Raw genomic sequence first — 12099 nt, forward strand, 5'->3', positions numbered from 1 at the left:
GCGCTGACTAAGATCTTGATATTGCCCGACCTGGATCGTGGCGCGTTCTTCGACGCTGAGTTCTGTATAGGACATGGCGGCACCTTACCGGAGGGTGAGGTGTTGCACTCAGTTGTCGCGGCCGCCTTATTTAAAGTCCATGTAGCACTCTGCAATCCATTTGGAAAGATAGCCAAAGGTTAATGATTGAACGTTAGTGTCGGACATGAATTTCGAGTGCTTTGAAAAGGCTTCTTTGTTGTTTTCAACAATACTTTTTACAAAGTCAGAATCTAACTTCGATAGGAATATGGAATTCTCTTTTATGCTTTCTAACTGCGCTCTTGCACTATCTTCGATTGTCGCATGAAGGTTTGGGTGATCATCACGAAGCTGTTCAAGAAATTTATCAATCTGAATATATTTTGAAACGATAATGTTTTGGAAATCTTCACTCCGTTCACCCATTAATTTGGTGGATTTTCTTGCGATATTTGAAGAGAACTGCGCATTACTTGATATCCAGGTATTTCGTAAGCTTTCATCAACAGTTAATAATGGAATGTTGATTGCTGCATTGTAAACGCCTTGAGCATAAAGCTTACCATCGGGATAGCTCTCTGCTGTCTCTATTTTTACTTTGAATGTGGAGTTTTCTATATAGGAAATATCTTCAAGTATTACTTCTTTTTTCTTTTTGTTACAGTATGAAATTAAGTCTTTAGACTTGAATTCAGGGGTTAGTAGTACCCATTGATTTATTTTGATGTCGTCAATTAGTTTTAGTATTTCTTTTTCGTTTTCTTTGAGTTTTTTAAGATCGTCGTTTATTTTCTTTTGTATTCTTTTTTTATATATTCCCATTTCAATGCCGCTGTCTGGGTAGTAGCACTGAAATATTGTCCCGTCAATCGTGTAAAACTCTAAGCCTAAATCTCCGCCATCTTGATCGGGGACAGTGTAGAAATTTTTTGCACCGAAATGCTGTCTAAGCATTACTTCGCAAAAACTTTCCCATTCCTTTGGCGAGAGATTTTCAATAAAGCCGCTCATTTCAACGTTCCCAGATATGAATCACTATTTTTTTTGGAATTTGTTTTATTTTGATATCGGCTTTGGTTGGAGCTTACAACTGTAAGCATCTTTAGATTTTGTAGAGGTGGCCACTTAAAGATTTGGACGGTTTTGTGATAAATATTTATAGGTATAACGGCTTTACGCTTGACCCAGGTATTAACCAGAGAGCGGACATGTGTGTATAGGTTGTATAGGTTAAGCCTAATGAGTTTTTTGGAGGCTACGCGATTTTTCAGCTCTAATCGAAGGCAACAGCAATGGGGATTGGCGTTGAGAGGGCCAGCTAGACTCGTTGCGCGGATTTTCATTGAACTCCTTCTCAACTTCGCTGACGATTGAAGTTTACTGCTCCTTTGACGGCTTTCCATTAAAGGTCTGGGCCTTGCCAGTCCTTTCTTCGATGGATGCCCACCAAAATGTGCATTTTGGTCGAGATTGCTGCTTGCCATGGGCGAGGTTCACCCTCTCAACGCAGTGTGCCACAATTTTGCCATCAGCTTTACAGGAGCGTCTATGGGCCGCAACGCAAACACCTCTTTCAACCGGGTTGTTGCGGTTCGACTGTTTCAGTCCACAATTTGGGCTTTTCGGTTTGTGGTTCCTAGTGCCTTCAGCGTAAGTGATTGTTCGTTTTCGCCTAGAGTTGGGAACAATGTGTAACCCCCTTGATGCCGGCGCGTCTGAAGCTGTGGGTTAAATTATCCACCTGTGGAAATCAGTGGTTTTCCACAGACCCTTGGGTGGGCTTTAGATTTTTTAAGTGAGGTCCATCCAAACAGGGCGGCTTTGCAGCCCTGTTTGGATGGACCTGCGTGGACAAGCGGATCACTGAGATATGAAGACCGAGCGCTTACTCAGTTGCGCCACGTTTTGCTTTTAGGCGAGTGACGTTCGCTCCGGTCTGGTTCGCTAATTCGTGTGGAGTGACATGCTCCTGCCGGTTGGCCTCCAGGTACCGGCTCCACCAGTTCATGATCAGCCTGCGCTCCTCGATGAACTCTGCTTTGTGGATGTAAGCGGCGCGGACGTTGTTCCGCTCTTTGTGGCTCATCTGCCTTTCAATCGCGGTCTCGGACCACAGTCCTGATTCAATCAGCGCACTACAGGCCATTGAGCGAAAGCCATGGCCGCAGATTTCGGTTTTGGTGTCGAAGCCCATCTTTCGAAGTGCGCTGTTTACCGTGTTTTCAGACATGGGTTTCCAGGGCTTGGCATCGCCTGCAAACACCAGGTCGAATTTGCCGGTGAGGGCGTGGATCTGTTCAAGCAGGACCACGGCTTGCGGCGATAAGGGTACAAGGTGGATGTCCCCGGCCATCTTCGTACCCCTTGTTGAAAAGGGTACTCCGTCCAACGCGGGTCGAGTGTCCGGTATCTCCCAGGTGCCGCGCTTGAGGTCGAACTCGCTCCAGCGGGCGAAGCGCAGTTCGCTGGAGCGGACGAACACATGCAGCGAGAGCATGACCGTCAGCCGGGTAAGTGCGCGGCCTCTGTAGGTGTCGATAAGCTCCTGCAATTCAGGCAGACGCGATAAGGGTAAAGCAGGGCGGTGAATCACCCTCGGAGCTTTGATCAAGCCTTCAAGGTCGGAGGCAGGGTTTGCCGCGATCTGTCGAGCACGTTTCGCTTCGCGCATGATGCTTTGCAGGTAGTTTTGTACCCTTAAAGCGACGTCAATCGTGCCGCGTTTCTGGATCGCTTCCAGAGGTTGCATCAGGTCATGGGTGTCCAGATCGACAATGGAGCGAGCACCGATCAGCGGGAAGACATGGGTTTTGAGGCGGCTCAGAACCGTCTTGGCATGGCCCGGTGCCCATTTGGCAGACATCGCTTTGTGCCAGTCCAGTGCGGCGCTTTCAAAGGTTCGGCCTTTTATTGCGGCCTGCGTCTTGGCTTGGTGTTTGGTCTCTATGGGGTCGATGCCTTTTGCCAGCATCCGTTTGACCTCTAGGCGCTTGTTGCGCGCATCGGCGAGTCCGACCACGGGGTAGCTGCCGAACGAGGTTAGTCCTTCGCGTCCATCAGGTTTTACATACCTGAGACGCCAGCCTTTACGGCCATTGGGTTGGACTAGAAGGTAGAGGCCGTCGCCGTCGAAAAGCTTGTAGGCGCGGTCGGTGGGCTTGGCTGAGCGGCAAGCCGAATCGGAGAGTGGAGCAGTGGTGCGCGACATAAGGGTACTCCCCCTTTATCGAATTACCTTACCCCTAACACTACCCCTAAAACGGTTGGAATCCACCAGTTTCTGACGGAAACCGATGGAACGCTAAAACGAAAAAACCCGCCAGAAGGCGGGTTTTTCGGGGGTTCCAGAGATTTTGAAAGCCTTCTCTGGAACCTTGTATGGTGCCGGCACCAAGAGTCGAACTCGGGACCTACTGATTACAAGTCAGTTGCTCTACCAACTGAGCTATACCGGCGTGTTGGGCGATGATTATAGCGATTGGTTTGGTTCTGTAAACCCCTGAAAACAGACTATTTTTACGCGAGGCTCAAGCTCGGCTTCGAATCAGCACATTCTTGAGTTTTTGAATGGCCCGCCACGATCGGCTGTTCCTCATGGCACGCAGTTCTGCCTCGGCCTTATCGGCTCGTTGCTACGCGGCGATCAGGTCTTTTTCGACGTCGGATAGGGGACGGCTAAATTTATGGCCGTAGCAGAACTGGAAGTCGTCCAGACCGCACGCCGACCGTTTCAGTGCCTGCCTTGCAGGCCCGTTGATCACTCAACGGGCCTGTCCTTTTCGGCTACGTGAACGTGCTACACGCCGTTCTTGACCGCATTGATCAGGTCTTGGCTGAGGACTTGAGCCGGAGCCACTTGAACGCTTTGGGTATAGAACGGTGGCAGGTTCTGCGCCAGTGTCGACAGCGCCTGAGGCGTGGTGTTACCCGGTAGCAGTACGTATTGCAGGTTCGACGGGTAGCTCTGGGGAACGGGGCCTTCCATGGTTGAGCCGTAAGCGCCGAAGGTCATCACGGCTTGGGGGGTAGTCGGGTCGGGGGCGTAGAGGAACACGAAGGTGCCGTACTTTGGGTGCGTGAGGTATTGCTCGGCTTGTGCGCGAACCTGTGGGTCCGGGTCATTCATCAAGGTCCAGCGCATGACGGCATAGCCGCGTGTGGTTTCCATGAAGGCGGTTTTGATCGGCGATTCATTCTCCACTCCGCCCAGACACACCAGCAGGTTGCCGAAGGGATCGAGCAAGGCCACGGAGTTGAAGACGTTGGCTTTCTGCGCAGTCTGCAACAGTGGCAGTGCCAGTTCCGCACCCGGGTCTCGCGGGTTGGCCGAACAAACCGTCAAGGCATACGGGCTCAGCTTGGACAACGCCTTGCGCACCGGGCTGTTGGCCGGGAGCGTTGCAGGGTTTTTCAGCTGCGAAGGTTCCACGCCACTGTTATTGCTCGCTTCGCGCACCGTATTGACACTGGCGTCGAAGATCGAGGCGGTGAGGTAGTAGGCCGATGAGTTGATTCCCTGGCCGCCGAACACCGGCCTCATCGAGCCTTGATATGGCCGGCTGACCGGGGCGGCGATGGCGTAATACGCCCAGGTGTTTTGCGCCTGCTGACGAATCTGTGGCGGCAGGGACGGGAAGTTGAATTCACTGTTGTAGTTGATCCCGGCATAGGTATCGATCGCGCTGACGGCGACGTTGAAGCCGGCGGTGAGCAGGGAGCCTGCGCACATGGCGCAAGGGTCCAGGGTGGTCACGACGGTCAGTTGGTTGGGCGTAGGAAGGTTCAGCGCCGCTACGTTCTCGTAATACCAGTCGACCAGCTGTCGCTCGCCGTGGGCGGTCGGGTCGTGGGGCAGGAAATAGGTGGTGGTATTGCCCAGGAAGGGCATCAGTACGTTGTTGTGCATCGCGACGATGACTTCGCCGGTGGCGTTATTGATGATGGCGCCGCCGACGGCGAAGGTCTGTTGAAGCGCGGCGAGAATGGCCTGATCGGCAACGGCATCTACAGCTTCTTGCGCACTGTTCACTGTGCTCATGGTGTTCCAGCTCCTTGCTGTCCTTGCGCCAGACTATTCTGGCGTTTGAAGACAATAGCTCAGCTTTTCAAACGCGTTTATGTCCTTTGGCTTCAGTGCTTATGCACAACTGGCTGGTCGCAAGTGTGGAGAAAGCACCATTTTGTGGAGCAGTTCTCATTAATGCGCAACTGGCTGTTTTTTCGGTCGTTTATTTTGTGAACAAAAAATGACCAATAGAGTTTTTTGGTCTGAGGCTTTGCTTTTAGCGGCTTCGCAAAAAATTCATCAACAGAGTTATCCACAGGCGAGACGACTAATGGATCCAGGATTACGGGCGTTCGGCGAGTAGCATCAGGTTGCGTGGTGTCAGTGGGGTTTCGCAGAACAATCCGAGGTGTACGCGGTAGCCTTGCTCTTCCAGAAACAGTGCGCGATCAAGCACCAGCCAAAGTTCCAGCGGTCGACGAAACAGGCCGCGTACCAACTCCAGATTGCGCACCTGCGCCAGGCGTTGCCAGCCAGCAGCTTCCAGTGCCGACCAATCCTGCTCGTCTGTGGATAAGTCCTTGAGTGCGGCGAGGTCGCGGCAGTAGTCGGCGAACGGCTTGTCCAGCCAGGCGCTGGGCAGTGAAGGGGTCGGCAGGTACTCGTCGCAACCGCGCAGTTGCCGTTGCAGCAGATCGAAGGCCAGCCGTCGGGCCATCGACGTATCACGTTGGCGTCGGACGCGAGCGCCAGCGGTGACGGTTTCGCTGAGAGGGAGAGCCAGATCGTCGAGCGATAGCTGTAGGTCAGATGCTTTGGCCACGACGGAAAGTGCCTGGTACTCGCTGCTCTGGATGCGGTTGTAGCAGCAAGGCGCGATGGCCAGTTGCTTGCAGCCCGACGCGCTGGCCAGTTGCATCAAGCGCACATGCAGATCGCCGCAGGCGTGCAGGGCGACCGGAGTGTGTTCGGTGGTCAGGCGAGCCGCAGCGTCCGGTGCAAGGACGTCTTGTTGGACATGGGTAACGGGGAGCTGATGACGCTGGCTGAGCTGCTCACCAGCATCGACCAGCGCCGGGTCGTATTCCAGGCAGGTCAGCTGTTGTTCGGCGTGAAGCAGGCGGCGTCCCAAATGGCCTTTGCCTGAACACCAGTCGAGCCAGTGTTTGGGTTCTTCGGCAAATTGCAGGCAACCGGCGAAGGCCTCGATCTGCTGCCATTTGCGCCCGGGTACATCGACGTTCAAGCGTCGAGTGGCAGGATCGAGCGGATGCCTGGGTAGTTCGCCAACAGCGCTGAGGGTGGCGGACGTGGCCGCCAGACCCGCAAACGGCGCAGGGGCGTCAAGGTGTTGCGGATGGTTGTGGCTGGCTTCAGCGTCGTCCAGCGAGCGTTGCCGTAGCCAGTTGGCCAGCTCGGGATGCTGTGCTTCCCACGGCAGTTGCTGATGGGTGAAAGGACGCGGTCGCCACAACGCTTGATGCTCGATCAAAAACGCATCCAGTGCCTTGAAACGGGCGAGCAGTGGCTCGCCCTTCAACACCGGCGGTAGATCAGCGTCCCTGACAGGCATCGACGCGCAACCAGCGCTCCAGCAGCTTGAAGCCGCGCACCAGCACGTAGGCCATCAGCAGGTAGAACATGCCCGCAGCGAAGAAGATCTCCACTGGCAGGTAAGTCCGCGCAATGATGGTCCGGGCCATGCCGGTCAGTTCGAGCAAGGTAACGGTACTGGCCAGGGCGCTGGCCTTGAGCATCAGGATGACTTCGTTGCTGTAGGCCGGCAAACCGATCCGCGCTGCACGCGGCAAGATGATGTAGAACAGCGCCTTGGGCCGTGACATGCCGAGGGCACGCGCCGCTTCGATCTCGCCGGGTGGAATGGCCTGGATCGCGCCACGCAGGATCTCGGCGATGTAGGCGGCAGTGTGCAAGGTCATGGTGGCGGTGGCGCACCAGAACGGATCACGCAGATAAGGCCACATAGCGCTCTCACGCACAGCGTCGAACTGCGCCAGGCCGTAGTAGACCAGGAACAGCTGCACCAGCAGCGGCGTGCCACGGAAGAAGAAGATATAGGCGTAAGGCAGGGCGCGTACGTACACGTGCCGCGACGAACGGGCGATGCCCAGCGGAATGGCCAGCAACAAGCCGAGGATGACGGCGATGGCGACCAGTTCCAGGGTCAGGGTTGCGCCCTGCGCCAGTCTCGGCAGCCATTTGATGATCACTTCCCAGTTCATTGCGTGCTCCTCGCGAAGCCGCGAGCGGCGCGTTTTTCCAGAAAGTGCATGCCGGTCATGGCAAGAATCGTCAGGCCCAGGTACATGAAGGCAGCGAACATATAGAAGGTGAACGCCTGTTTGGAGAAGTTCACCGCGATTTGCGCGTGACGCATGATTTCTTCCAGGCCGATCACCGACACCAGGGCGGTGTCTTTCATCAGGATCATGAACAGGTTGCCCAGCCCTGGCAGGGCAATGCGCCACATTTGCGGCATGATCAGCCGGGTGAAAATCCGAAACTTCGACAGGCCGAGGGCCACGCCTGCTTCACGATGGCCTTTGGGGATCGCCAGGATCGCGCCGCGAAAGACTTCCGTGGCGTAGGCGCCAAAGCACAAGCCAAGGGCGATTACGCCCGCAGCGAAGGCATTGAGTTCCAGATCGGGATTACCGAAAAACTCGCCCAGCGCACGCATCAGGTTGACTGTGCCGAAGTAAATCAGCAGCACCCAAAGCAGTTCCGGGATACCGCGAACCAGCGTCGAGTAAGTACCGCCAAGCCATTGCAGCGGCTTGTACGGGGAAGTCTTGGCCAAGGCGCCGAGCAGACCGAGAACCAGCCCCAGGCACAATGCCGAGAGAGCCAGTTTGACGGTCATCAACGCGCCAGCGGCGAGCGCCGGGCCGAATCCGTAGAGATCGATATTCATGGAATTCTTTTTTTAAATCGCAGCAGGCTTTGCTAAGGACCGGCGACGCGAGCGTCAGGCTGCGTCGCCGGCCAGGCAAGTCAGTATCAATAGATGCTGAACGGGAAGTACTTGTCGTTGATTTTCTTGTAGGTGCCGTCAGCCACGATTTCTTTCAGTGCAGCGTTCAGCTTTTCGCGAATCGGGTCGCCTTTGCGTACAGCGATACCGATCTTGTCGCTTTCTTCCACCGGGTTGCCCTTGAACTCGTAGGCTTTGCCGGCATCGCTTTTGAGCCACTCATAGTTGACGTACTTGTCCGCCAGGATCGCGTCGACGCGGCCGGAAGTCAGGTCCAGGTAGGCGTTTTCCTGGGTGTCGTAGAGTTTGATCTCGACCGCGTCACCCAGGTGGTCTTCCAGCCAGGTACCGGCCAGAGTCGCGCGTTGGGCACCGATGACTTTGCCTTTCAGAGAGTCTTTGTCGGTCTTGAAGTCGGCGTCTTTTTTAGCCGCGATGAACTGCAGTTTGTTCGAGTAGTACGGATCGCTGAAGTCGACGGCTTGCTTGCGTTCCTCAGTGATCGACATCGAGGAGATCAGGAAGTCGAACTTCTTCGCGTTCAAGGCCGGGATGATGCCGTCCCAGTCGGAGGTGACGATGGAGCACTCGGCTTTCATCTTGGCGCACAGGGCGTTGCCGATCTCGACGTCGAAACCGACGACCTGGCCGCTGGCATCTTTATTGTTGAACGGCGGGTAGGCCGCTTCGATGCCCATCTTCAGGGTTTCGGCAGCAGCGGTGGCGCTGAACGCCAGGGTAACGGCAGCGGCCAAGAGGAATTTTTTATAGCTCTGCATGGGTATTGCTCCGTTAGCGGTTGCTGGACATGAATTGTTTACAGCGCGCCGAAAGCGGGTTTTCGAACACCTGCTGCGGCGACCCCTGCTCTTCGATCAGACCCTGATGAAGGAACACGACTTCACTGGAAACCTGACGGGCGAAGCCCATTTCATGGGTGACCAGTAGCATCGTGCGGCCTTCTTCGGCCAGCGCGCGGATCACATTAAGTACTTCCTGAACCATTTCCGGGTCAAGGGCCGAGGTCGGCTCATCGAACAGAATGACTTTGGGTTGCATCGCCAGGGTGCGGGCGATGGCCGCGCGTTGCTGCTGCCCACCGGAGAGTTGCGCGGGGTAGGCGTGGCGTTTGTCAGCGATGCCGACCTTGGCCAGCAAGGCTTCAGCGACTTCGGTGGCTTCGGCCTTGCTCTGCCCGAGTACGCGGCGCGGTGCTTCGATGATGTTGTCGAGCACGCTCATGTGCGGCCAGAGGTTAAAGTTTTGAAACACAAAACCGATTTCGCTGCGCATGCGGTTGATCTGCCTGCCATCGGCAGCGACCAGCTCACCGTTTTTCGCGGCTTTGAGTTTGAGCTCTTCGCCAGCCACCAGAATCTGGCCCTGATGCGGGTTTTCCAGCAGGTTGATGCAACGAAGGAAAGTGGACTTGCCGGAACCGGAGGAACCCAGGATCGAGATCACGTCGCCGTCGCGTGCGGTCAGCGAGATACCTTTGAGTACCTCAAGCGTGCCGTAGCGTTTATGCAAGTTGCGGATTTCAAGCGCGGGCGTGGCCTCAGCCATGTGCGGTCCTCATAGTGTTCTATTGTGCTCCTGATGTTGGCGGCCTTCCTGGCGAGGCGGCCAAGCTAGCATGGCGTTTGAATGACAGCCAACAGCACTACAGGGGGTAAACGGGTGGCATGTGGCAGGTTGTCGCATTGGCGCAGCAGTCTGTCGCGCCATCAACAACCGAACACTCGTTTGAACCTTTACCCCGGCGGGTGTCGCGTAAAAAAGGGCGCGATGGTGCCAGCTTTGGCCGGGTGTTGGAAGCGCTAAGCAGCCAAACGGTCCCACATCTGCCCCTTAATTGTGCATGACCTGCATTTGAAGTGTGTTTCTGGTGCGGCCTTTCGTTCTTGAAGTGGGGTGCTGGGTAACGCTGTGGCGAATAGCCATTAAACTCAATGGCTTGCGATAACCGACCGTTCGTCCTGGAGACCCCGTAGTCAGGGGTTCTGTTACATTTTGGCGCAAATCTTGCGTAAAAAATAAGGAACGCTCCGTTGGATTCTTTTTACGAGAAAGTCTGCAGACGGAGTGGACTGAATCGCTCTTCATCGCAAAGGTAGTTTCAATGAGCAATACCCAAAGCTCTAATGGCCTCGACCAGGGCCTCAAACCGCGACATGTGACCATGCTGTCGATCGCCGGAGTCATCGGCGCCGGCCTGTTTGTAGGCTCCGGACACGCCATCGCCGCTGCCGGTCCCGCTGTGCTGTTGGCCTATGCCGCCGCCGGTACTCTGGTGGTGTTGGTAATGCGCATGCTGGCCGAAATGGCCATTGCTTCGCCGGATACCGGTTCATTCTCTACATATGCCGATCGGGCGATCGGTCACTGGGCCGGTTTCACCATCGGCTGGCTGTACTGGTGGTTCTGGGTGTTGGTGATCCCGCTGGAAGCCAACGCTGCCGCGACCATTCTGCACGCCTGGTTTCCCGGCATGGCGATCTGGGCTTTCACGCTGGTCATTACTCTGCTGCTGACGGCGACCAACTTGTGCAGCGTGAAGAATTACGGCGAGTTCGAATTCTGGTTTGCGCTGGTCAAGGTCATAGCGATCATTGGATTTATCATTCTCGGCGTACTGGCGATCTTCGGCCTGCTGCCAGGCAGCCAGGTCAGCGGCGTCTCGCACCTGTTCGATACCCAAGGCTTCCTGCCCAACGGCATGGGCGCGGTTCTGGCCGCAATTCTGACCACGATGTTCTCGTTCATGGGCACCGAAATCGTCACCATCGCCGCTGCCGAATCGAAGAACCCTGGTCAGCAAATCTCCAAGGCCACCAACTCGGTGATCTGGCGGATTGGCTTGTTCTACCTGGTGTCGATCTTCATCGTTGTAGCGCTGGTGCCATGGAATGACGCAGGCCTGGCGCAAGTCGGTTCCTACCAGACCGTGCTCGACCGCATGGGTATTCCTAACGCCAAACTGATCGTTGATCTGGTGGTATTGGTCGCTGTAACCAGCTGCCTGAACTCGGCGCTGTACACCGCCTCGCGCATGCTCTTCTCCCTGGGCAAGCGCGGCGATGCACCGGCAGTCGCCAAAATCACCAACAACAGCGGCACACCGTACTGGGCAGTGATTCTGTCCACCGCGGCGGCGTTCCTTGCGGTATTCGCCAACTACGTGGCCCCGGCTGCGGTATTCGAATTCCTGCTCGCCAGCTCCGGCGCCATCGCTTTGTTGGTGTACCTGGTAATCGCGGTATCCCAACTGCGCATGCGCCAGAAGCGCATGGCCGCGGGTGAGAAGATCGCCTTCAAGATGTGGCTGTTCCCAGGGCTGACCTACGCGGTGATTGTGTTCATCGTCGGTGTGCTGACCATCATGCTGTTCCAGGAAGAGCATCGCGTAGAGATCCTCGCTACCGGTCTGCTGAGTCTTCTGGTGGTGGCTGCGGGCCTGTTGGTGGCACGTCGTCGCAAGATCGAGAAGCGTGGGGCGGTGGTGTTGAATTGATGGTTTGATTCATCGCTTAATGAAAACGGCCGCTGTCATTCCTGACAGCGGCCGTTTTTGTTACTGGGTGCTTTAACGAATGGGTTTACTCGTTCGTTCCCATAAGCACATCGAGTGCTTTTTTGTAGCTGTCCAGCGCAGTCCCGAAATCGCTTATGACTTCAGGATCTTCAAGCCAGCGCTGGGCTTGCTCGCGATCAACACCGTCGGCCCACATGCGGTAATCAATCAGCATGTCCGCGGCCAGGTGAGTGGCGGCCATTGCCTCGTTCTCGGCATTTTCCATGTCCAGCAGTTCCGGCTGGTCCTCGATGATTTTGCTGAGCGAGTGGAGCATGTTCACCAGCATCTCTACGCGACCGGTCTTTTCCGTTTCCTGCATAAGACCGAACATCGTCAAGATGTCTTTCGGAATTTGCTCATCGCCGATGTCGGTCGGATCGTCGTGCATTGCCGTGGGTCTTCTGATCCCCATGCGCAGTTGCTTGGCTTTAACCTTTGCGCGTTTGGCGCGTTTCTGTTGTTTATTCAGTGATGCCATGGGTTTCGGTCGTTTTTCAGGAG

Annotated in this window: 10 protein-coding genes and 1 tRNA gene; 1 reads left to right on the forward strand and 10 read right to left on the reverse strand. The window is 55.5% G+C overall.

The window, feature by feature from the left end; genetic code table 11:
• Positions 1-126: 126 nt before the first annotated feature.
• From ACZYSM_RS27370 to ACZYSM_RS27410, 9 genes are all read right to left on the reverse strand, one after another.
• Positions 127-1032 (reverse strand): hypothetical protein, encoded by a 906-nt coding sequence (locus ACZYSM_RS27370; RefSeq protein ID WP_489076520.1) that lies wholly within the window; start codon positions 1030-1032, stop codon positions 127-129.
• Between the two features lie 874 nt (positions 1033-1906).
• Positions 1907-3229, reverse strand: coding sequence for a tyrosine-type recombinase/integrase (locus ACZYSM_RS27375; protein WP_489076522.1), 1323 nt, complete (start codon positions 3227-3229; stop codon positions 1907-1909).
• A gap of 171 nt (positions 3230-3400) precedes the next feature.
• Positions 3401-3476 (reverse strand) — tRNA-Thr (locus tag ACZYSM_RS27380).
• 341 nt (positions 3477-3817) lie between these two features.
• Positions 3818-5059, reverse strand: coding sequence for a nucleoside deaminase (locus ACZYSM_RS27385; protein ID WP_489076524.1), 1242 nt, complete (start codon positions 5057-5059; stop codon positions 3818-3820).
• A 310-nt stretch (positions 5060-5369) separates the two neighbouring features.
• Entirely contained in the window at positions 5370-6599 is a 1230-nt protein-coding gene (locus ACZYSM_RS27390; protein WP_489076526.1) for a methyltransferase, read from the reverse strand.
• The gene (locus ACZYSM_RS27395; RefSeq protein WP_489076528.1) at positions 6580-7269 is read right to left on the reverse strand and encodes an ABC transporter permease; all 690 of its coding nucleotides are present in this window, start codon (positions 7267-7269) and stop codon (positions 6580-6582) included. The genes ACZYSM_RS27390 and ACZYSM_RS27395 overlap by 20 nt, the downstream gene beginning before the upstream one ends.
• Positions 7266-7961 (reverse strand): ABC transporter permease, encoded by a 696-nt coding sequence (locus tag ACZYSM_RS27400; RefSeq protein ID WP_489076530.1) that lies wholly within the window; start codon positions 7959-7961, stop codon positions 7266-7268. The genes ACZYSM_RS27395 and ACZYSM_RS27400 overlap by 4 nt, the downstream gene beginning before the upstream one ends.
• Positions 7962-8047: 86 nt before the next feature.
• Positions 8048-8800, reverse strand: a complete 753-nt coding sequence (locus tag ACZYSM_RS27405) for an ABC transporter substrate-binding protein (RefSeq protein ID WP_489076532.1) — start codon at positions 8798-8800, stop codon at positions 8048-8050.
• A 13-nt stretch (positions 8801-8813) separates the two neighbouring features.
• Positions 8814-9587, reverse strand: a complete 774-nt coding sequence (locus tag ACZYSM_RS27410; protein ID WP_489076534.1) for an ABC transporter ATP-binding protein — start codon at positions 9585-9587, stop codon at positions 8814-8816.
• 556 nt (positions 9588-10143) lie between these two features.
• Here ACZYSM_RS27410 and gabP point away from each other — a divergent pair.
• Positions 10144-11535, forward strand: a complete 1392-nt coding sequence (gene gabP, locus ACZYSM_RS27415; protein ID WP_489076536.1) for a GABA permease — start codon at positions 10144-10146, stop codon at positions 11533-11535.
• Positions 11536-11620: 85 nt separating this feature from the next.
• On the opposite strand, the gene ACZYSM_RS27420 is transcribed toward gabP, so the two are convergent.
• A complete protein-coding gene (locus ACZYSM_RS27420) occupies positions 11621-12076 on the reverse strand; it encodes a hypothetical protein (protein ID WP_489076538.1) in 456 nt (151 codons plus the stop codon).
• Positions 12077-12099: the final 23 nt, after the last annotated feature.

The organism is Pseudomonas sp. F220, assembly GCF_057813935.1.